The following is a 20,009-nucleotide window of genomic DNA, read 5'->3' on the forward strand; positions in this document are numbered from 1 at the left end:
CCCGGCAGCTGCCGGCATCAGTGCTGCTCTCCTTCGTCGTCTCTCGTGCCGATGGCGACCGAGTCCTCTCCGTCGACCTCCGTGAGACGCACATTGATGCGCTCCCTCGTGGAGCTGGGCAGGTTCTTGCCGACGAAGTCGGCCCGGATGGGAAACTCGCGGTGGCCGCGGTCCACGAGCACCGCGAGTCGAACGGCCTTCGGGCGACCGAGTCCGCTGAGCGCGTCGAGCGCCGCACGAATGGTGCGCCCCGAAAAGAGCACGTCGTCGACCAGCACCACCGTCGCGCCGTCGATCGAGCCGGGAACGCTCGTGGGCGACGGCGTTCGGGTCGGATGCTCCGCCAGATCGTCGCGATACATCGTCACGTCGAGCGCTCCCACAGCCGGCGGCGCTCCGTCTTCGATGCGGGCGATGCTGGCGCCGATGCGCTCGGCGAGTGCGACGCCGCGCGTCGGGATGCCGAGGAGCATGAGATCGCGGGATCCCCGGTTGGACTCCAGGATCTCGTGTGCGATCCGAGTCAACGCCCGGGCGATGTCAGCCTGCTGCAGCACGGTACGTGCTGTCATGCCGACCCCCTTCCCCGCCTCACAGGACGGCTCTTAAAGGTTGCCAAACTCGCACAAGCCTATCAGTGCTCGTCACCATCCGCTAAACGGCGATACGTCTCACGGGATGGACCGTCGATCACTGGCGCACATTCGACAGCCCAGCAGGACACGCGGTCTGCACGCGTCAGTCGCGACGAAGGAACAGATGCTTCCACATCGCTCACTTCGAGCGGATCTCTCTTCGATCAGGAATGTCGGCGGGTGATCATAGCATCGTAGACATGAACGATATGACGATGACGGATGAGGACTCCGTGATGGTCACCGTCGTCGACGAGACGGGCCTCTTCGACGATGGGCCGGACTTCGACGTCGACCTGGCCGAGCTGCCTGTGCGGCACCCAACGGCCGAGCAAGTGCTGGGATTCGCCTTCGACGATGCAGAGTGTTCGCAGCTCATGGTGAACCGGCAGGCGGCACGTCAGCTTCTCGCCATCGGCGAGGCGTTCGAGATCGCACGGGCGAACCCGCGCATCTATGTGCCGGTGGGAGCGGCTGATCGCACTCCCGGTATCGACGATCTCGACTTCGCCGAACGCTCCGTCGCCTTCGATCTGGCACATCGGCTGAATCTCTCGGAGAACCTGGTGCGTTCTCTCGCGCACCAGGCCGAGACGCTGACTGCCTCGCTGCCCCGTCTCCGTGACCTGTTCGTCGAGGGTTCGATCAGCGCGCAGCGCGTGCGGGCTGCCGTCGAATCCGTCGACGGCGTTCCTGACGCCGTCGTGGGTCGGTATGACGAGCGACTCAGCCGGGTCGCGGCGAGTCTGCGTGCCGGGGTGTTCGCCCGCCGTTGCCGGATCTTGCGTGAACGCCTCTGTGCCGACACTCTGCAGGAGCGGCATGACGTTGCACGGCAGCGTCGGCGGGTCTGCTTCGAGCCCGCGGAAGACGGCATGGCATGGGTGTCCGCGTTCATCCCCGCCGTGGACGTCGCCCGCATCGAGGCGCGCCTCACCGGTGTAGCAGCTCGGCTGCGCCGCGTCGACGGCGAGACCCGCAACCGCGACCAGCTTCGAGCCGATCTGCTCGTGGAATGGCTCGCCGGCGACGGAACGCCGTCAGCCGCCACCGCACAGCCGCACATTCTGATCGACGGCGACGGCCGTTTCGCGGAACTGCTCGGCTACGGTCCGATCGATCCGGTCAGCGCCGCACGAGCCCTTCGAAAGGCACCCTCCTTCCGGCGCGTCTTCGATGACCCCGTGACGCCGACGCGGCTGGTGCTCGACTCCGGTCAGTACCGGCCGTCGGCCGAGCAGCGGCACTGGCTGCGGCTGAACTACGGGTTCGACGAGTCGGCTGCGCCGTACCTGTCGCTCGGCTCGGAGGTCGACCACGTCGTCGAGTGGCAGCACGGTGGTACGACGGATGTCACGAACCTCGTTCCGCTGAAACCTCGCCTGCATCGGCTCAAGTCGGTCACGCGCATCCGTCTTGACCCCAAGCCCGACGGCGGCATCCGCGTGCGCACGCCCACCGGATATGACAGCGATCCGCCGCCGTTCTAGGCTTCCCGGCGTGAGCGTGACCGTCGAGATCGCGACCGAGAGCGATCGAACGCTGCTCGATCGGCTGATGCAGCTGTATCTGTACGACTTCTCGGAGTTCGACGGCCGCGAGTTGGACGACGAGGGTCGCTACGAATACATCTGGCTCGACGCCTACTGGACGGATGACGACCGTCGCGCCTATCTGATCCGTTCGGACGGCAGACCCGTGGGGTTCGCGCTCGTGCGTCTCACCGACCCGGTCGAGATGGCGGAGTTCTTCGTGATGCGTCCGTTCCGCTCTCACGGGATCGGCCGGCGAGCCGCACAGCAGATCCTCGCACTTCACGTCGGCGACTGGCGCATCAGCGAAGTCAAGGGCAACGATGCGGCCGTCGGCTTCTGGCGGGTGGTGATTCCCGTCGCGTTCTCGGAGCACATGCTGGCGGACGGGACTCGCGAGCAGCGGTTCCGGGTTGCCTTGCCATAGCAGAGGTCCGCTCAGTCGCCGAACCCATCGGCCACCTCCTGCAGCCGCGCGCGGTATCGCTCCCACCACTGCTCGTCGTGTTCGGGCAGCCCCGCCCCCTTTGCTCCGATGCCCGCTGCGCCGTCGATGAGTTCGCGCACGATGTCTGCGTGCCCTGCGTGCCGTGCCGCTTCGTTGATCATGTGCACGAGGATCTGGCGCAGCGTCACGTTCCTGCGTTCCTCCGGCCACCACGGCACGACACCGCGGGCGTCGAGATCGAGTTCGTCGACGACCTGTTCCGTGTTCGCCTGGGCGCGATGCGCGAACGCGGTCACCCACTCGATCGACTGATCGGAGGTCGCCCACATGTCGGCGTTGTCCTCCGTTTCATCCTCCGCCCACGGCATCCGCTCCGGCGCCGGTCTGCCGAAGACCTCGGTGAAGTACCCGTACTCCGTGGTGGCGACGTGCTTGACGAGCCCCAGCAGGTTCGTGCCGGTGCGGGTCATGGGCAGGCGAGCCTGCTGCTCGCTCAACCCGTCGAGCTTCCACAGCAGGGCGTCGCGCGAGCGTTGCAGAGCGCGCAGGAGCATGGCCTTCTCGGCGTCTTTGTCGTCAGTCATGCGATCGACCGTACGCCGAATGTCGCCTCTGCTACTTGCCGCCCGCCGCGATGAACTTCGTGAGCGCCTTCGTGTCGGTGATCCCGCCTGTGTAGGCGTGTCCGTTCACAAGCACGGTCGGCGTCGCGGTGATCGACGTGATATCGGCGCCAGGCAGAGGCCCGTTCAGTGCCTTCTGCGTCAGATTCGAGATCCAGGTGACGTACTTGTTCGCGGCGATGCAGGCATCCACATCGGTTGCGCCGACGTCGTGGGCGAGCGAGGTCAGCTTCGCGTCGGTGAGACCCGATGAGCCTTCCTCCGGCTGGTTCTCGTAGAGCTGCGAGAGGAAGGTGAGCGTTGCCTTCGGGTCGGATGCCGCCACGCACGTGAGTGCGCTCCCCGCGCGCGAGGAGTACATGGTGCCCTGGGAACTGCGGTCCAAGAAGTCGAGCGGGTGCACGCGCAGTGTGATCTCGTCACTGTTCACGAGCTCGGCGAGCGTGCGACCGTTGACCTTCTCGAACTCACCGCAGAACGGGCACATCGGGTCGACGTAGGTGTCGACCGTCGTCTTGCCGGTGCCGACGGCGAGGTAGTCGTCATCGAAGTGCGCGGCACCCGTCGTGCCGGTCGGCAGCGCCGCGGCAGACTTCGTCGCGCTCGGCGTCGAGTCCGGCGTGGATGACGAACACGCGGCAAGGCCTGCGGTGAGCGCCAGCGCGGCGAAGACGACGGCGGCGCGGCGGAGAAGTGCTGCTCTCATCGGGAACCTCGGGCTCGATCGTGCGTGTGTTCGGCGAATGGTCGACGCAGCGCTCAGTGCGTGACCGCGGCGCCGATCTTGGCGAGCAGCCCGTTGACGAACTTCGCAGAGTCGTCCGTCGACAGCAGCGTGGCCTGCTCGACGGCCTCCGAGATGGCGACGCCGTCGGGCACTGCAGGGTTGTACAGCATCTCCCACGCACTCATCCGCAGAATGGCGCGGTCGACAGCGGGCATCCGCTCGAGGGTCCAGCCCTGGGCGTACGTCTCGATCAACTCGTCGATCTCGTCGCTGTGGTCGATCACGCCGTCGACGATCTCGCGTGCGTAGAGCCAGGACGCTTCACGAGCCGGCTCGTTCGCCGCGCGCTGCGCCTCGTCGGCCAGGGCCTTGGCGAACGGGATGCCGCGCACGTCGGCGCTGTAGAGAATGTCGATGGCGCGTTTGCGCGCCTTGCTGCGGGCGCTCATGCGGTCTGTCGGCGCCTAGTCGTTGACGCGGCCGAGGTAGTCGCCCGTGCGGGTGTCGACCTTGACCTTGGTGCCGGTCTCGAGGAACAGCGGAACCTGGATCTGGTATCCGGTCTCGACGGTGGCGGGCTTGGTGCCGCCGGTCGAGCGGTCGCCCTGCAGGCCCGGCTCGGTGTAGGTGATCTCGAGCACGACGGATGCCGGCAGCTCGACGTAGAGCGGGTTGCCGTTGTTCATCGCGATGGTCACGTTCTGGTTCTCGAGCATGAAGTTCGCGGCGTCGCCGACGATCGAGGAGGGAACCGTGAACTGGTCGTAGTCGCTCGTGTCCATGAACACGAAGCCGTCGCCATCGCTGTACAGGTACTGATAGTCGCGGCGGTCGACATTCTCGAACTCGAGCTTCGTGCCGGCGTTGTACGTGCGATCGACGACCTTGCCGCTGACCACGTTCTTGAGCTTGGTGCGCACGAACGCGCCGCCCTTGCCCGGCTTGACGTGCTGGAACTCGATCACGGTCCAGAGCTGGCCGTCGATGTTGAGAACGGCGCCGTTGCGAATGTCAGCGGTATCGGATGCCATGCGTGTAGATCCTTCGATAACGAGAGAAGTCGGACGGTCAAGGCGCGTCAGTAGCGCCGACCACCTGGTGATTCTACCGGGTGCCGGCCGGGAATCCGCTTGACGGAGGTCAGCCCTCCCCGAGGCCCGCGATCGCCTCGATGAGCTTCGTCGTCGCGGTGGCATAGCCGGCGACGCCTTCGCCGACGACGTGCACGGCGGCGATGTCGCGCACATAGGAGAAGCGACGGAACTCCTCCCTGGCGTTGACGTCGGAGATGTGCACCTCGGCGACGGGCAGCGCGACGCCGGTGAGGGCATCCCGCAGCACCACGGATGTGTGGGTGAGTCCGCCGGGATTGATGACGATGCCGGCGCAGTCCTCGCGTGACGCGTGGATGGCGTCGATCAGCACGCCCTCGTGGTTGCTCTGCACGGCGCGCACCTGAAATCCGAGACCGGCGGCGGTGTTCGTCACGAGCGTCTCGATGTCGGCCAGCGTCTCCGTGCCGTAGATGCCTGGCTCGCGAACGCCGAGCAGGTTGAGGTTGGGCCCGTTGACGAGCAGGAGTCGGCGAGGGGTGTCGGTCACGTCGGAACCCTATCAACCGCGGGGTCTCGTCGATCGTGCGCATCCGATCATCGGCAGCACGAGACGGGGCGCGAATCGGGTGCCGCGCTATCACTCCCGGCCGACAGGCCGTGCCATCACGATCTCCGGCCCGATCGGCCCGGCGATCGTCTCGCCCGTCGGCGTGAAGCCGTTGCGGAGGTACGCGGCTCGGGCTCGGGCGTTCTCCTCGTGCACGTCGAGCGTCATGACGATCGCTCCGACGTCGCCGGCCCACGTGGCCGCGGCGTCGAACAGGGCATCGATCGTGCCGTCGCCGCGATGCGAGGGCCGCACGAACACGCCCACGACATCCGCTCTGGCATCGTCGACGGCACGGTCGAGATGATCGATCGCGCCTGCTTCCCGAATCAGCACCGTGACCGTCCCGACCAAGGCGCCGTCGTGCTCCGCGACGAACTGTGCGGCGCCGGCGCCCTCGGACGCGTTCGCAGTGCGCTCTGCCCAGAACTCGTCAGACTGCGTCGATGCGCGCTCATACGTGTCGAGGAACGCGATGGCGGCGTCCGGATCTCGCAGCGCGTCCAGCCGGAGGTCGCGTGACTGCCGCCACTCGTCCTGCCGCACGCGCCGCACGATCACGACGCGATCTCTTGGTAGGCAGCGAACATCAGGCTCGGGTCCGGCGCCTGCATCACGGTCGGCCGTGCGAGGTCGTCGAGCACGATGAAGCGCAGCGTGCCGCCACGCGCCTTCTTGTCGCGCTGCATGGTCGCCAGCAGGGTCTGCCAGCGCCCGGCCGGGTAGCTCACCGGCAGCGTGAGCGACTCGAGGATGCTCCGGTGCCGGTCCGCCACGGCATCCGACAGCCGCCCGCTCAGTCGCGCCAGTTCCGCGGCGTAGACCATTCCGATGGCGACGGCCGCCCCGTGCCGCCACTGGTACCGCTCGGCGTGCTCGATGGCGTGCCCGAGCGTGTGGCCGTAGTTGAGGATCTCGCGCAAGCCGGCCTCGCGGAAGTCCTCGCTGACGACCTTCGCCTTCATGTCGATCGCGAGCTCGAGGTTGCGGCGGAACACGTCGCTGTGCGGATCAACAGCGGTCTCGAGGTCGGCCTCGATGTTGTCGAGGATCTCCGGCGCCCAGATGAATCCGGCCTTCACGATCTCGGCGTATCCGGCCAGCACGTCGTTGCGGGGCAGCGCGTCGAGCGTGTCGAGGTCGCACAGCACGCTGGCCGGTGCGTAGAAGGCGCCGACGAGGTTCTTGCCCTCCGCGGTGTTGATACCGGTCTTGCCGCCGATCGCGGCATCCACCATGCCCAGCACCGTCGTGGGGATCTGTACGAGCTTCACGCCACGCAGCCAGGTGGCGGCGACGAAGCCGGCGAGATCGGTCGCCGCTCCCCCGCCGAAGCCGATGACGGCGTCGGTGCGGGTGAAGTCGGCCTGACCCATGATCTGCCAGCAGAACGCGGCGACCTCGACGCGCTTGGCGGCCTCGGCGTCCGGAATCTCGGCGAGCAGCACCTCGTAGGTGTCGGCGAGCGACGCGCGCAGCTCGGACGCCGCGGCGGCGAGCGTGGGCTGGTGCACCACGAGCACCTTGCGTACGCCGGGGCCGAGCAGTTCGGCGGCGCCGAAGCGGATGCCCCGACCCACCGTGATCGCGTACTCGTTCGCTCCGGTCACCCGCAGCTGCGTGCTCTGTTCGGTCATGCTTGCGTCCGCTCCTGTTCCTGCACCCACTCGGCGATCTCGTCGACGATGGTCGTGATCGGCCGCCGTGACGTGTCGGCGCGATAGTCCGCGAGCGACTCGTACAGCGGCATCCGTTTCTCCACGAGCGCCCGCCACGACTCCACGCTCTGCACGAGCGGTCGTTTGCCGTCGTTGATGCGCGCGGCGATGACCTCCGGCGACACCGTGAGCAGCACGACCTTCGCTGCGGCGAGGTCGGCCTGGGTGCGCGGATCGAGCACCGCTCCCCCGCCGAACGAGACCACGCCGCCGAGCGCCAGCGCCTCCGCTACCACGTCGCGCTCGATGGCGCGGAACGCCTCTTCGCCGCGCTCGGCGAAGATCCCGGAGATCGGTCCGTACTTGGCGACGATCACGGCATCCGTGTCGATGAACGTCTCGCCGAGGCTTCTGGCCAGACGCTTGCCGACCCGTGTCTTGCCTGCCGCTGGCGGGCCGATCAGCACGACGGTCACGCGCGCACGGTCTCCGTGTGCAGTGCGGCAGGGATGCTCTCGAGGTAGCCGCTGAGGTTGCGGCGGGTCTCTGCGACCGAATCCCCGCCGAACTTCTCGAGCACGGCGTCCGCGAGCACGAGCGCCACCATCGCCTCGGCCACCACACCGGCCGCCGGAACGGCGCAGACGTCGGAACGCTGGTGGTGGGCGGGGGCCGCATCGCCGGTGGCGATGTCGACGGTGCGCAGAGCGTGCGGAATCGTGGCGATGGGCTTCATGCCCGCGCGCACCCGCAGCACGGTGCCGGTCGTCATGCCGCCCTCTGTGCCGCCGGCCTTGCCGCTCGTGCGCGAGATGGTGTCGCCGTCGGTGACGAGCTCGTCGTGCGCCGCCGAGCCGCGTCGCCTCGTGGTCTCGAAGCCGTCGCCGACCTCGACGCCCTTGATGGCCTGGATGCTCATGAGCGCCTGTGCGAGGCGCCCGTCGATCTTGCGGTCCCACTGCACGTGCGAGCCGAGGCCGACCGGAACGCCGTAGGCGAGCACCTCGACGACGCCGCCGAGCGTGTCACCGTCTTTGTGCGCGGCATCCACCTCGGCGACCATGGCTTCCGAGGTCGCGGGATCGAAGCAGCGCAGCGGATCGGCGTCGAGAGTGTCGACGTCGTCGGGACCGGGCACCGCCGAGCCCTCGGGAACGCGCACCGGTCCGATCGACAGCGTGTGGCTCACGAGGCGCACGCCGAGTTCGGCGAGGAACGCCTTGGCGATCGCGCCGAGCGCGACGCGTGCTGCGGTCTCTCTGGCGCTCGCACGCTCGAGCACGGGACGTGCTTCGTCGAAGCCGTACTTCTGCATGCCGACCAGGTCGGCGTGCCCCGGACGAGGGCGCGTCAGGGCTGCGCCGCGGCCGGTGGCGAGCTTCTCGGCGTCGACCGGCTCCGGGCTCATCACGTCGACCCACTTGGGCCACTCCGTGTTGCCGATGCGCAGCGCGATCGGGCTGCCCATGCTGAGACCGTGCCGCACGCCGCCGGAGAAGGCCAGCGCGTCCTGCTCGAACTTCATGCGCGCGCCGCGGCCATAGCCGAGCTTGCGGCGCGCGAGATCGGCGCGCACGGCATCCATCGAGACGGGCACCCCTGCGGGAAGCCCCTCGAGAACGGCGACGAGTTCGGGGCCGTGGGATTCCCCTGCGGTGAGCCAGCGAAGCATGGTCACAATTCTGGCATGCGGGCGCGGTGCGCCTGGCCAGGAGAGGCAGCGCTCAGAGAGGACGACCCGACGCGTCGAGACCCACGGCGGTGAGCATGGCCGCCAGCACGGATGCCTCGCGCGGCAACGGAATCTCCGGATCCCCCGTCACGAAGATGCGAACCTGCAACAGCGCCTGGTGCACGAGCATCGCCAGGCCGGAGAGCACGTTCGCGTGCCCGTTCCCCGCCTTGCCCGACAGGCTCCACGCCTTCACGATGTCCGTCGGCCACGGATCGTAGGCGACGTCGAGCAGGAGGACGCCGTCCGCCGCGGCCCGTGCCACCTCTTCGCCTCGCACGACAGACCCCGCTGCGCCGTCCGAACCCGCCGAACCCGGGAGCGTGCTGATCACGAGGTCGGGACGAGTGGCTGGCCCCTCGCCGAACCGCGTGATCTGAACCCGCAGGCCCACCGAGCGGCCCAGTTCGATGAGGGACTGGGCACGTGACGGCGTGCGTACCTGCACAGTGATCTGCTCTGCGCCGAGTTCGGCCGCCGCCATCACCGCGGATGCCGCGGTGGCACCTCCGCCCCACACGAGCACCTGCCGCGCACTCGGGGTTCCGGCGGCGGCGAGGGCGCGCACGATGCCGGGCACGTCGGTGTTGAAGCCGCGGAGCAGTCTGCCGCCACCGGCATCCGTGTCGAAGAGGATGGTGTTGGCGGCACCGGTGAGTCGCGCAGACTCGTCGAGCGAGGCCACCAGGGGCAGCACTGACTGCTTGAGCGGCATGGTGAGCGAGAGGCCGCGCCAGTCAGCGGGCCGTGATTCCACATAGTCGCGCAGGGTGTCCGGCACGACCTCTGCGCGGTCGTACGACCATGGAAGTCCGAGGGCCTCGTACGCGGTGGCATGCAGCACCGGAGACTTCGAGTGGGCGATCGGCGAGCCGAGCACGGCCAGTTCGCGCCGCCCGTCACTGGCAGTAAGCATCATTCGCCGCGCTCGCGTTGCACCACGCCTGCAGCTGGGCCACGGCCGCATCGTGTTCGGCCTGCGTCGTGGAGAACGCCGTCTCCCCCGTCTTGAGGTTGATGGTGACGAAGTACAGCCACGAACCGGGCGTTGGCTGCAGCGCAGCCTTGATCGCGGCGTCCCCCGGGTTCGAGATCGGACCGACGGGCAGCCCGTCGTGCGCATAGGTGTTGTACGGATTGTTGGCGTCGTTGCGCTCCGCGTCGGTGGTGAACACGGTCTTCACGCCCGCGCCGTAGGCGACGGTGGCGTCGGACTGCAGCCGCATGCCCTGGGCGATCCGGTTCGTGAAGACCCTGGCGACCTTGCCCATGTCGGCGTCGCTGCCCGCCTCCTTCTGCACGATCGAGGCAAGGATCACGGTGTTCCAGCGTTCGGCGGCGGTCACGCCGTCATCGTCGAACGCCTGGTTCGCCCGATTCACGAGCGTCGTGATCACGGCCTTCGCATCGACTCCCGGGTCGAAGGTGTACGTGGCGGGGAAGAGGAACCCGTCGAGGTTCTTCGCCTGGGCGGGAAGACCGAAGTCCGCGGGCTTCGCGGCGGCCTGGAGATCGGCGAGCGACACCCCGGTGATCTTCGCCAGCTCCGGCAGGATCTGCGCCTCGGTCTCGCCCTCTGTGATGGTGATCGTGCGCTCGAGCTTGTTCTTCGGATCCTGCAGCGCCGCGAGCGCGGACTTCGCGCTCATCTGCTTCTTGACCTTGTAGACGCCGGGCTGGAACACGGGGTCGGGCTTGGTGTGCAGCAGGAGTGTGTAGAACGCGTCGGAGGTCTTGACCACACCCGCCTTGGCCAGCGTGTCGGCGACCGAGCTGCCCGTGTCGCCGTCGTGGATGGTGATGGTCACCGGAGTCGTTCCGGATCCCGTGTAGTCGTTCGGCTCGTTCATGGCGAGCAGCTTCTGCACCTGGGGCTGGAACGCGTTCCAGACGAAGACCGCTCCCCCGCCGAGCAGGCCGAGGATGACCACGGTGACGATGGTGACCGTCAACCAGCGGCGCTTGCGCTTCGGGCGCGTAGGGCGGGCATCCTTGCCGTCGGTCGGGTAGTCGAGACTGGCCCAGGCGTGCGGTGGCCTGCCGTGATCTCCGCCGGATGTCTGTGTCGGCTCCTCGACGGCCTCCTCCGCGTTGAGTCCCGCCCAGAACGAGCCGTGCGGATCGGCATCGGGTACCGTTTCCGCCGGGTTCTGCACGCCGATCTCGCCGGTCTGCTGAGCCGCCAGACGGGCCTCCCGCTCCCGAGCCTCCCTGCGTGTCATCGGGGGTCGCTCGTCATCGAACGAGGGGTCCGGCTGGGGTGAGCCGGGCGGCTGGGGTTGGGTCACAGCTGGGGGTCCAATGGTCTCAGTTCGCGGGACTCGTGCTCACGAGCTCGCCCGGCGGCCGGCCGCTCGAGCGTTCGGTGTCGAGGGCGTGCTGCAAAATTACCGTGGCAGCGGCCTGGTCGACCACAGACCGGGAGTTCCGCGTAGTGCGTCCCGACGCATGCAGCGCACTCTGCGCCGACACCGTCGACAGCCGTTCGTCGACGAGCCGTACCGGCAGTGCACACGCATTCGACAGACGGGACGCGAACTCGATCGCATCGTCCGTCGACGCCGTGTGCGCTCCCGAGAGCGACAACGGAAGACCGACGATAATCTCCGCCGCTCCGAATTCCGTGACAAGCGCCTGGATGCGCGCCACATCGCCGCCGTCGTCGACGCGAGCCACCGTCTCCACCGGCAGGGCGAGCATCCCGTCCGGGTCGCTGCGGCTCACGCCGATGCGTGCCCTGCCGACATCGACACCGATGCGCACGCCGCTGCGCACGATGTCGCTACCCTCCCAGTGCGCTGCGCACGGACGTCAGCGCCGCGTCGATCGCCGAGGCATCCGACCCGCCGCCCTGGGCGAGGTCGTCCTTGCCGCCTCCTCCGCCGCCGAGCACGGACGCCGCGCCCTTGGCGAGGGCACCGGCCTTCGCGCCCGAGTCTCGCGCGGCCTGGTTCGTGGCCACGATCACGACGGGCCTGTCGCCCACGACGGCGGCCAGCGCAACGACGGCCGGATCGGAACCGAGTCGCTCGCGCACCGTGGTGACGAGCAGACGCAGATCGTCGGACGAGCCGAGCGTGCCTGCGTTCTCGGCGACGAGGCGTACGGCACCGGCGCGGTCGGCCTTCTCCAGCAAAGCGGGAACCCTGTCCAACACCGCGCGTGCCTCGAACGCGGCGATCTTCTTCTCCGCAGCCTTGAGGCTCGCCACGAGATCATTGATGCGCTCGGGCAGCTGCTCCCTCGGCGTCTTCAAGCTGCCGCTGAGCTGCGCCACGATGGCGCGCTCTGCGGCCAGGTCGCGGAACGCCTCGATGCCCACCAGCGACTCGACCCGCCGGTTGGTCGACCCCACCGACGACTCGCTGATCAGGTTGATCATGCCGATCTCGGAGCTGGAGCTCACGTGCGTTCCGGCGCACAGCTCGCGCGACCATGGGCCGCCGATATCCACCACGCGCACGACGTCGCCGTACTTCTCGCCGAACAGGGCCATGGCGCCGAGCGCCTTCGCCTCGTCGAGCGGCAGCTCGCGCGTGATCACCTCGAGATCGTCGCGGATCGCGTTGTTCGAGATCTCCTCGATCTCGCTGCGCGTCTCCGGCGAGAGTCCCTGGTTCCAGGAGAAGTCGAGCCGCAGGTAGCCGGCCTTGTTGTACGAACCGGACTGGTGGGCGTTCGGGCCCAGCACCTGACGCAGCGCTGCATGGATGATGTGGGTGCCGGAGTGCGCCTGACGCGCGCCCCTGCGGTAGTCGGCATCCACCACGCTCGTCGCGATGTCGTCGACGCCGACCTCGCCGCGCGTCACCTGCACGGTGTGGCTGATCAGCCCCTTGACGGGCTTCTGCACATCGAGAACCTCGAGCTCGTAGCCGGGGCCGACGATCACGCCCTGGTCGGCGTCCTGTCCGCCAGACTCCGCGTAGAGGGCGGTCTCGGCGAGGATGATCTCGGCGACCTGGCCCTCGGATGCCCGCGGCACCGACACCCCGTCGACGATGATGCCCAGCACCCGCGACTCCGTCTGCAGCTCGGTGTACCCGGTGAAGACGGTCTCGCCCTTGCCGCGCAGATCGCTGTAGACCGAGAGGTCGGCGATCGCGCGCTTCTTGGCGCGGGCATCGGCCTTCGCCTTCGACTTCTGCTCGGCCATCAGCGCGTCGAACGCCGAACGGTCGACGGAGAGCCCCGCCTCCTCGGCGATCTCGAGGGTGAGGTCGATCGGGAACCCGTAGGTGTCGTGCAGCAGGAACGCGGTGTCGCCTGCGAGCTGCGACTTGCCTGCCGCCTTGGTGTTCGACACCGCGGTGTCGAGGATCGTCGTTCCGCTGGCGAGCGTGCGCAGGAACGTGTCCTCTTCGGAGAACGCCAGGTGCGAGATCCGGTCGTAGTCGGTGGCGACCTCGGGATAGGTCGCCTTCATCGCGTCACGCGACTCCGCGAACAGTGCGGGGAAGGTCGCCGTCTCCACGCCGAGCAGGCGCATCGCGCGCACGGTGCGGCGAAGCAGACGTCGCAGGATGTATCCGCGGCCCTCGTTCGATGGCGTGACACCGTCGGACATGAGCATGAGCGCGCTGCGCACGTGATCGGCGACCACGCGCATCCGCACATCGTCCTCGTGGTTCGCACCGTAGGCCTTGCCGCTGATCTCGGCGGCCTTGTCGAGAACCGGACGCACCTCGTCGATCTCGTAGAAGTTCTCGACGCCCTGCTTGATGAAGGCCACGCGCTCCAGGCCCATGCCCGTGTCGACGTTCTTCTTCGGCAGCTCGCCGATGATCTCGAAGTCGGCCTTGCCCGTTCCCTCGCCACGCAGGTACTGCATGAACACGAGGTTCCAGATCTCGACGTACCGGTCGTCGTCGGTGGCAGGTCCCCCGTCGATCCCGTATGCGGGGCCGCGGTCGAAGAAGATCTCTGAACACGGTCCGGCCGGTCCCGGAACACCGGTCGACCAGTAGTTCGTGTCCTTGCCGAGGCCCTGGATGCGCTCGTCGGGAAGGCCGGCGACCTCCCGCCAGTAGCCGCGCGCCTCGTCGTCGTCTTCGTAGACCGTGACCCACAGATCGTTGGGATCGAACCCGAGACCGCCTTCGTCCTCGGGAGTGGTCAGAAGCTCCCAGGCGAACGTGATCGCGTCCTTCTTGAAGTAGTCGCCGAACGACCAGTTGCCGAGCATCTGGAAGAAGGTGCCGTGGCGGGGTGTCTTGCCGACCTCGTCGATGTCGAGCGTGCGGATGCACTTCTGCGAGTCGGCGATGCGCGGATACGGCGGCGGCACGAGACCGGTGAGATACGGCACGAACGGCACCATGCCGGCGATCGTGAACAGGAGGGTCGGGTCATCGCTGACGAGCGAGGCCGACGGCACGATGGTGTGGCCGCGCTCGGCGAAGAAGTCCAGAAAGCGGCGTCGGATCTCTGCCGTCGAGAGGGGTGCGGTCTGCATGGTTCCGTTCGTTCGGTGTGGGAAGGTGCCTGATGGCCCTAGGAGAGGTCGGCGATGGTGTCTTCTGCGTCGTCGATCACGGCGCGCAACTCGGCTTCGCGCTTGCGATAGCCCTCACTCACGGCGGCGCCGAAATCGTGGGCCTTGCGGTCGAGCTCATCGAAGAACTGCTTGCCCTGCTCGGTCTTGTTCACCTGGTGCGCGATCGCGAAGCCGGCGCCGATGCCGACGACGAACCAGAGGAAACTCTTCATCTGCTTGCTCTCCTAGTGTTCGTGAACTGCTCGATGGTAGTGCCGGATGCTGCGCCGGGGGTGAGCGCCGCCGTCACTCCGCGTGGTCGCCCTTGCGCGGCCGTCCGAACCGGAACGCCGCCCGCACCGCGGCGCTGAAGCCCGCGAGCTTGATGAGGGGCCCGCCGACCGTGGCGGCGAACAGAGCGATGAGCGCCGACACGTTGCCGGTGACGTCCTGCACGTTGCGGGTGATGGCATCCACCCTGGCCAGCTGCTTGTTCGTCTCGCGGAGCGTCTCGGTCGTCTCCTCGAGAATCGGGGTGATGCCGTCACTGACGTCCTTGATCGAGTCCGTGGTCTGGTCGAAGACCTTGCCCAGCTTCACGAGCGGAACAGCGAGCAAGGCGACGAGCACCGCGAACACTCCGGCGGCGATCAGCCCTGCGATGTCTCCACCTGACACGCGGCACCATCCATTCCGGTTCTGGAATATGTCGAAGGGCGGGCCGTCTGAGACGACCCGCCCTCCAGCGTAGTAGGTGTGAGACTAGCGCGCGGCGTAGTACTCGACCACGAGCTGCACATCACAGGTCACGGGGATCTCCGCGCGCTTGGGGCGACGCTCGAGGCGCGCCTGCAGCTTGTCGAGCTCGACGTCGAGGTAGGCCGGGACCTTCGGGAGCACGTCGGCGTGGCCGCCGGCGGCCGCGACCTGGAACGGCTCGGTGCCCTCGGAGCGGGCCTTGACGTGGATGAGCTGACCCGGCTTCACGCGGAACGACGGGCGGTCGACGATCTTGCCGTCGACGAGGATGTGACGGTGCACGACGAACTGGCGGGCCTGCGCGGTCGTGCGGGCGAAGCCGGCGCGCAGCACGAGGGCGTCGAGACGCATCTCGAGCAGCTCGACGAGGTTCTCACCGGTCAGGCCCTGGGTGCGACGGGCCTCGTTGAACGCGATGCGCAGCTGCTTCTCGCGGATGCCGTACTGAGCGCGCAGACGCTGCTTCTCACGAAGACGAACGGCGTAGTCGCTGTCGGCCTTGCGCTTGGTGCGGCCGTGCTCGCCGGGAGCGTAGGGGCGCTTCTCGAGGATGCGCGCGGCCTTCGGGGTGAGGGCGACGCCCAGCGACCGCGAGAGGCGGGTCTTGCTGCGGGAACGTGAAGACACGTTTGTCCTTTCGTATGGTTCTTCTCACTTGTGCTGCCCCCTGCCGGCGGGAGCCGGTGGGCAGCCATTGGCTGATCCGGCGACGCACGTCGGGTGACGTGCACGGGCGGCGCAAGACGCGCAGCACCGCCATGGTCGCTTTCGCAATGGGAGGGATTGGCCGGGGACACTCGGCTACAGAGTGCGTTCCCTGTCGAAAAGGATGCCCGCAGCCGCACGGAATCCTTTGTCTCGGCCCATCAATGATACCAGAACGACGGTGGCGACCCCGACGTCAGCCGCCTCGTGTGATCCGACGCAGTTTCGCGAGCCGTGCTGAGATCTCGCGCTCGTTGCCGTGCTCCGTCGGCGCGTAGTACTGCGTGTTCTTCAGAGCATCGGGAAGGTAGTCCTGGCGCACGACGCCGAGGTCGTCGTCGTGCGGGTACTTGTACCCTTTTCCGTGCCCGAGCCGCTTCGCGCCCGGATAGTGCGCGTCTCTGAGGTGCTTCGGCACGCGGCCGATCTTGCCGGCGCGCACGTCGGCGATGGCGGCGTCCAGCGCCATGTAGGCGGCATTCGACTTCGGTGCCGTCGCCAGATGCACGACGGCCTGGGCGAGCGGGATGCGGCCCTCGGGCATGCCGATGTACTGCACGGCGTCGGCGGCCGCGACGGCGACGCCCAACGCCGTCGGGTCGGCCATGCCGATGTCTTCGGAGGCGAGCACGATGATGCGCCTGGCGATGAAACGCGGGTCTTCGCCCGCCTCGATCATGCGAGCCAGGTAGTGCAGCGCAGCATCGACGTCGGAACCGCGCACCGACTTGATGAAGGCGCTGATCACGTCGTAGTGCTCGTCACCGTTGCGGTCGTAGCGCAGCAGCGCGCGGTCGACGGCGGATGCCACCAGCTCGGCGGTCACGACCGGTGCGACGGCAGCGGCCCCCTTCGACTCCCGCTCCGCGCCCTCCTCGTCGTCGGCGTCTCCCGAGTCATCCGCAGCGACCCGCGCGCCGTCGAGCGCGGAGTTCGCGGCAGCCTCCAAGGCGGTGAGCGCGCGGCGTGCGTCGCCGGAGGCCAGGCGGATGAGTGCCGCGCGGGCGTCGGCGGCGAGGGTGACGGCATCCTTCAATCCGCGCTCGTCGCGCACGGCCCGGTCGATCAGGGTGCCGAGGTCGTCGTCGGAGAGCTGTTCGAGCGTGAGCAGCAGGGAGCGTGAGAGAAGCGGGGAGATCACCGAGAACGACGGGTTCTCGGTCGTGGCGGCGACGAGGATGACCCAGCCGTTCTCCACTCCGGGAAGCAGGGCGTCCTGCTGCGCCTTCGTGAACCGGTGGATCTCGTCGAGGAAGAGCACCGTGGAGACGCCGTAGAGGTCGCGGTTCGACTGCGCCTCCTCCATCACGGCGCGCACGTCGCGCACCCCCGCGGTGACCGCGGAGAGTTCGACGAAACGGCGTCCGGAGGAATGCGCGATCACCTGGGCGATCGTCGTCTTGCCCGTTCCGGGTGGGCCCCAGAGGATCACCGAGACCGAGCCGCGCTCCCCCGTCTTGTCTCCGGCGAGCGACACCAACGGGGAGCCGGGGGTGAGCAGATGACGCTGGCCCGCGATCTCGTCGATGCGACGTGGGCGCATGCGCACCGCAAGCGGGGTTGCGGCCGTGCGCAGACCCTGCTGTGTGCTCGGCATGCCCACAAGGATAAGAGGTGGCGCCGACAGCGCGCCGCTGCGGTCATGTGGAACACGGGGGCACAGCAATGCCGCGATAGAGTTCAGGCTGGGATCGGCCCGGCCTCGATCCCAGGCCCGCAAGGTCCTCGATGACCCCTGACTCGGCGTCGGACGACGCCCCGTGGAGGATGCCCGTGTCCGCGAAGAAGCAGAACGACCGTGACGCGCGTCAGGCGCGCGAACGTCTGCGCGCCTACCGGGCGCGCCAGGCGGTGCACGAGCACACGAAGAAAAGGCGTGTGCGCGACAACCTGATCGCGGGCGGCGTGGTGGTCGTCGTGCTGGTGCTGGCGACGGTGTTCCAGATCACCTACTTCTCTTCCGGGCCGGGCAAGCCCGTCGCATCCCCCAAGGCGACGGCCACGTCGACCCCCACACCCACCCCGACGCCGGCCGCGACGGGCAAGAACACGGGCGATGTGCCCTCGAAGTCGCTTGCCGAAAACCGCACCTGGACGGGAACGCTCGACATCAACGGCATCGATCTCGGCGTCTCGCTCGACGGTGCGAAGGCACCGCAGGCGGTCTCGTCGATGGTCTCACTGACGCAGAAGAAGTTCTTCGACAACACGAAGTGCCACCGGCTCACGACCGGCGCCACGTTCAAGGTGCTGCAGTGCGGCGATCCGACGGCGACCGGAAGCGGTGGCCCTGGCTACAGCTTCGGCCCGGTCGAGAACGCGCCGAGCGACGGCAAGTACACGGAGGGCATGATCGCGATGGCGCGCCAGACGGACAACGCCTACAGCAACGGAAGCCAGTTCTTCATCGTCTACGGCGACTCCACCATCCCGAACGACAGCGCCGGCGGGTACACCGTGATCGGCAAGATCACGAGCGGGCTCGATCAGCTGAAGACCGACGTCACGGACAAGGGCGTCAAGGGTGGCGGCAGCGACGGAACCCCGGCCGTGACCCCGACGATCAAGTCGTTCACACTCAAGTAACGTCTGGCAGCACCGACCCGAGTCGGTGCGTGCTCGTGCAATAGGCTCTTGTAGGCATCCACGACGGTCGATCCGACCGTCTTCTCAAGCAGGTGAGGCTCGTGTCAAGCAGTGATCAGCAGCCGTGGGGCCGCGTCGACGAAGCAGGCGTGGTCTACGTGCGGACCGCAGACGGTGAACGTGTGGTCGGTGAGTACCCCGACGCTTCCGCAGAGGAGGCGCTCGCCTACTTCGAGCGCAAGTACGCGGACCTCGCCGGTCAGGTCATGCTCCTCGAACAGCGCGCGCGCCGCGGCGCTCCCGCCAACGACGTGGCCAAGGCCGTCGCCTCACTGCGCGAGACCGTCGCGAATGCGAACGCCGTCGGTGATCTAGGCGCTCTCGATGCCAGGCTCGCGAAGCTCGGCGGCACCGTCGAGGAGCTGACCGAGCAGCAGACCGCCGAGGCGAAGGCCGCCGTCGAGCAGGCGATCGTCGAGCGCACCGCCATCGTCGAGCAGGTCGAGGCGCTGGCCGCCGAAGACCCGGCGAAGACGCAGTGGAAGCAGGCCGGTGCCAGGCTCGATGAGCTGTTCGCCGCGTGGCAGGCGCACCAGCACGACGGCCCGCGCATCCCGAAGAACGAGGCCAACGAGCTGTGGAAGCGCTTCCGTGCGGCCCGCACCACGCTGGAACGCAACCGCAAGGCGTTCTTCGCCGAGCTCGACACGCAGCACCGCGACGTGCGAGCCCGCAAGACCGAACTGATCGAGCGTGCAGAGGCACTCGCTCCGCTCGGCGCAGACGGCGTGCCGCAGTACCGAGCACTTCTCGACGACTGGAAGCGTGCCGGCCGCGCCGGCAAGCGCAACGATGACGCGCTGTGGGCGCGATTCAAGGCCGCCGGCGACGTGCTCTACGCGGCGAAGGCCGAGACCGACGCCATCGAGAACGAGGAGTTCCAGCAGAACCTCGAGCAGAAGCTGGCCCTGCTCGAAGAGGCCGAGCCCCTTCTCAAGGCCACCGACCGCACACAGGCGCGGGCGGCGTTGCTTTCGATCCAGACCAGGTGGGATGCCATCGGCAAGGTCCCGCGCGACCAGCTGAAGTCCGTTGAGGAGCGGCTGCGCAAGGTCGAGACCGCCGTGCGCCGACTGGACGACGAGCACTGGGAGCGCAGCAACCCGGAGAAGAAGGCGCGCTCGGAGGGACTCGCGGCACAGCTCACCGACGCCATCGCGAAGCTGGAAGCGGAGCTCGAGCAGGCGAAGGCGTCCGGCGACGCCAAGGCCATCCAGCAGGCGCAGGAAGCTCTCGACGCCCGCAAGGCCTGGCTCTCCGCCATCCACTGATTCCCGAACGTGATGTGTCCACCGTCGGCACGGTGAACGTGTTATCCACCGATCGACCCGTGTGACACGAATGCCGTGGCCCGCTGACGCGACCATGGAGCCATGGCTCCTGCGATGGCATCCGTGCTCGACCCC

Annotated in this window: 22 protein-coding genes; 4 read left to right on the forward strand and 18 right to left on the reverse strand. The window is 68.0% G+C overall.

Annotation, left to right across the window (positions count from 1 at the left end; all coding sequences use genetic code 11):
• Positions 1-17 precede the first annotated feature (17 nt).
• Entirely contained in the window at positions 18-572 is a 555-nt protein-coding gene (pyrR, locus tag FPZ11_RS02650) for a bifunctional pyr operon transcriptional regulator/uracil phosphoribosyltransferase PyrR (RefSeq protein WP_146318146.1), read from the reverse strand.
• Between the two features lie 263 nt (positions 573-835).
• On the opposite strand from pyrR, the gene FPZ11_RS02655 reads away from it, so the two are divergent.
• Both FPZ11_RS02655 and FPZ11_RS02660 read left to right on the forward strand, forming a co-directional pair.
• Entirely contained in the window at positions 836-2,125 is a 1,290-nt protein-coding gene (locus tag FPZ11_RS02655) for an HNH endonuclease signature motif containing protein (RefSeq protein WP_168203718.1), read from the forward strand.
• Between the two features lie 10 nt (positions 2,126-2,135).
• Positions 2,136-2,594, forward strand: coding sequence for a GNAT family N-acetyltransferase (locus tag FPZ11_RS02660; RefSeq protein ID WP_168203719.1), 459 nt, complete (start codon positions 2,136-2,138; stop codon positions 2,592-2,594).
• Between the two features lie 11 nt (positions 2,595-2,605).
• Here FPZ11_RS02660 and FPZ11_RS02665 read toward each other — a convergent pair whose 3' ends face one another.
• The 17 genes from FPZ11_RS02665 to FPZ11_RS02745 form a co-directional block, all read right to left on the reverse strand.
• Positions 2,606-3,199 carry a DinB family protein gene (locus FPZ11_RS02665; protein ID WP_146318152.1) on the reverse strand — a complete coding sequence of 198 codons (594 nt, stop codon included), beginning with the start codon at positions 3,197-3,199 and terminating at the stop codon, positions 2,606-2,608.
• A gap of 31 nt (positions 3,200-3,230) precedes the next feature.
• Positions 3,231-3,944 carry a DsbA family protein gene (locus tag FPZ11_RS02670; protein ID WP_146318154.1) on the reverse strand — a complete coding sequence of 238 codons (714 nt, stop codon included), beginning with the start codon at positions 3,942-3,944 and terminating at the stop codon, positions 3,231-3,233.
• A gap of 53 nt (positions 3,945-3,997) precedes the next feature.
• Positions 3,998-4,414 carry a transcription antitermination factor NusB gene (gene nusB / locus FPZ11_RS02675; protein WP_146318156.1) on the reverse strand — a complete coding sequence of 139 codons (417 nt, stop codon included), beginning with the start codon at positions 4,412-4,414 and terminating at the stop codon, positions 3,998-4,000.
• Between the two features lie 15 nt (positions 4,415-4,429).
• Positions 4,430-4,996: an elongation factor P gene (efp, locus tag FPZ11_RS02680; protein ID WP_146318158.1), complete on the reverse strand. Its 567-nt coding sequence runs from the start codon at positions 4,994-4,996 to the stop codon at positions 4,430-4,432.
• 109 nt (positions 4,997-5,105) lie between these two features.
• The gene (locus tag FPZ11_RS02685; protein ID WP_146318160.1) at positions 5,106-5,567 is read right to left on the reverse strand and encodes a type II 3-dehydroquinate dehydratase; all 462 of its coding nucleotides are present in this window, start codon (positions 5,565-5,567) and stop codon (positions 5,106-5,108) included.
• Between the two features lie 90 nt (positions 5,568-5,657).
• Positions 5,658-6,173: a GNAT family N-acetyltransferase gene (locus tag FPZ11_RS02690; protein WP_246846491.1), complete on the reverse strand. Its 516-nt coding sequence runs from the start codon at positions 6,171-6,173 to the stop codon at positions 5,658-5,660.
• An 11-nt stretch (positions 6,174-6,184) separates the two neighbouring features.
• Positions 6,185-7,264 carry a 3-dehydroquinate synthase gene (gene aroB / locus FPZ11_RS02695; RefSeq protein WP_146318164.1) on the reverse strand — a complete coding sequence of 360 codons (1,080 nt, stop codon included), beginning with the start codon at positions 7,262-7,264 and terminating at the stop codon, positions 6,185-6,187.
• A complete protein-coding gene (locus FPZ11_RS02700) occupies positions 7,261-7,761 on the reverse strand; it encodes a shikimate kinase (protein WP_146318166.1) in 501 nt (166 codons plus the stop codon). The genes aroB and FPZ11_RS02700 overlap by 4 nt, the downstream gene beginning before the upstream one ends.
• Positions 7,758-8,957, reverse strand: a complete 1,200-nt coding sequence (aroC, locus tag FPZ11_RS02705; RefSeq protein WP_146318168.1) for a chorismate synthase — start codon at positions 8,955-8,957, stop codon at positions 7,758-7,760. Before aroC ends, FPZ11_RS02700 begins: the two co-directional genes overlap by 4 nt.
• Positions 8,958-9,009: 52 nt before the next feature.
• Entirely contained in the window at positions 9,010-9,936 is a 927-nt protein-coding gene (locus FPZ11_RS02710) for a shikimate dehydrogenase family protein (RefSeq protein WP_246846493.1), read from the reverse strand.
• Positions 9,917-11,239, reverse strand: a complete 1,323-nt coding sequence (gene mltG, locus FPZ11_RS02715) for an endolytic transglycosylase MltG (protein ID WP_146318169.1) — start codon at positions 11,237-11,239, stop codon at positions 9,917-9,919. Before mltG ends, FPZ11_RS02710 begins: the two co-directional genes overlap by 20 nt.
• A gap of 85 nt (positions 11,240-11,324) precedes the next feature.
• Entirely contained in the window at positions 11,325-11,792 is a 468-nt protein-coding gene (gene ruvX / locus FPZ11_RS02720; protein WP_210415939.1) for a Holliday junction resolvase RuvX, read from the reverse strand.
• Positions 11,793-11,799: 7 nt separating this feature from the next.
• Positions 11,800-14,472 carry an alanine--tRNA ligase gene (gene alaS, locus FPZ11_RS02725; protein ID WP_146318172.1) on the reverse strand — a complete coding sequence of 891 codons (2,673 nt, stop codon included), beginning with the start codon at positions 14,470-14,472 and terminating at the stop codon, positions 11,800-11,802.
• 38 nt (positions 14,473-14,510) lie between these two features.
• On the reverse strand, positions 14,511-14,726 hold the full coding sequence (locus FPZ11_RS02730; RefSeq protein ID WP_146318174.1) for a hypothetical protein: 216 nt from the start codon (positions 14,724-14,726) through the stop codon (positions 14,511-14,513).
• Between the two features lie 73 nt (positions 14,727-14,799).
• Positions 14,800-15,171 (reverse strand): DUF948 domain-containing protein, encoded by a 372-nt coding sequence (locus FPZ11_RS02735; protein WP_146318176.1) that lies wholly within the window; start codon positions 15,169-15,171, stop codon positions 14,800-14,802.
• Between the two features lie 84 nt (positions 15,172-15,255).
• Complete coding sequence (gene rpsD, locus FPZ11_RS02740) at positions 15,256-15,879, reverse strand: 30S ribosomal protein S4 (RefSeq protein WP_146318178.1); 624 nt, start codon at positions 15,877-15,879, stop codon at positions 15,256-15,258.
• A gap of 274 nt (positions 15,880-16,153) precedes the next feature.
• The gene (locus FPZ11_RS02745) at positions 16,154-17,554 is read right to left on the reverse strand and encodes a replication-associated recombination protein A (protein ID WP_146318180.1); all 1,401 of its coding nucleotides are present in this window, start codon (positions 17,552-17,554) and stop codon (positions 16,154-16,156) included.
• A 131-nt stretch (positions 17,555-17,685) separates the two neighbouring features.
• Here FPZ11_RS02745 and FPZ11_RS02750 point away from each other — a divergent pair, with 131 nt between their 5' ends.
• Complete coding sequence (locus FPZ11_RS02750; protein ID WP_246846494.1) at positions 17,686-18,543, forward strand: peptidylprolyl isomerase; 858 nt, start codon at positions 17,686-17,688, stop codon at positions 18,541-18,543.
• A gap of 101 nt (positions 18,544-18,644) precedes the next feature.
• Positions 18,645-19,874, forward strand: a complete 1,230-nt coding sequence (locus tag FPZ11_RS02755) for a DUF349 domain-containing protein (RefSeq protein ID WP_146318182.1) — start codon at positions 18,645-18,647, stop codon at positions 19,872-19,874.
• Positions 19,875-20,009 lie beyond the last annotated feature (135 nt).

It is taken from the genome of Humibacter ginsenosidimutans, assembly GCF_007859675.1.
GTDB classification, from domain to species: Bacteria; Actinomycetota; Actinomycetes; order Actinomycetales; family Microbacteriaceae; genus Humibacter; species Humibacter ginsenosidimutans.

What these genes read in the sequence shown, in the direction of transcription:
- pyrR (WP_146318146.1), bottom strand. Translation starts at nt 572, where the DNA reads ATGACAGCACGTACCGTGCTGCAGCAGGCTGACATCGCCCGGGCGTTG.
- FPZ11_RS02655 (WP_168203718.1), top strand. Translation starts at nt 836, where the DNA reads ATGAACGATATGACGATGACGGATGAGGACTCCGTGATGGTCACCGTC.
- FPZ11_RS02665 (WP_146318152.1), bottom strand. Translation starts at nt 3,199, where the DNA reads ATGACTGACGACAAAGACGCCGAGAAGGCCATGCTCCTGCGCGCTCTG.
- FPZ11_RS02670 (WP_146318154.1), bottom strand. Translation starts at nt 3,944, where the DNA reads ATGAGAGCAGCACTTCTCCGCCGCGCCGCCGTCGTCTTCGCCGCGCTG.
- nusB (WP_146318156.1), bottom strand. Translation starts at nt 4,414, where the DNA reads ATGAGCGCCCGCAGCAAGGCGCGCAAACGCGCCATCGACATTCTCTAC.
- efp (WP_146318158.1), bottom strand. Translation starts at nt 4,996, where the DNA reads ATGGCATCCGATACCGCTGACATTCGCAACGGCGCCGTTCTCAACATC.
- aroB (WP_146318164.1), bottom strand. Translation starts at nt 7,264, where the DNA reads ATGACCGAACAGAGCACGCAGCTGCGGGTGACCGGAGCGAACGAGTAC.
- aroC (WP_146318168.1), bottom strand. Translation starts at nt 8,957, where the DNA reads ATGCTTCGCTGGCTCACCGCAGGGGAATCCCACGGCCCCGAACTCGTC.
- FPZ11_RS02710 (WP_246846493.1), bottom strand. Translation starts at nt 9,936, where the DNA reads ATGATGCTTACTGCCAGTGACGGGCGGCGCGAACTGGCCGTGCTCGGC.
- mltG (WP_146318169.1), bottom strand. Translation starts at nt 11,239, where the DNA reads ATGACACGCAGGGAGGCTCGGGAGCGGGAGGCCCGTCTGGCGGCTCAG.
- alaS (WP_146318172.1), bottom strand. Translation starts at nt 14,472, where the DNA reads ATGCAGACCGCACCCCTCTCGACGGCAGAGATCCGACGCCGCTTTCTG.
- FPZ11_RS02730 (WP_146318174.1), bottom strand. Translation starts at nt 14,726, where the DNA reads ATGAAGAGTTTCCTCTGGTTCGTCGTCGGCATCGGCGCCGGCTTCGCG.
- FPZ11_RS02745 (WP_146318180.1), bottom strand. Translation starts at nt 17,554, where the DNA reads ATGCCGAGCACACAGCAGGGTCTGCGCACGGCCGCAACCCCGCTTGCG.
- FPZ11_RS02750 (WP_246846494.1), top strand. Translation starts at nt 17,686, where the DNA reads ATGACCCCTGACTCGGCGTCGGACGACGCCCCGTGGAGGATGCCCGTG.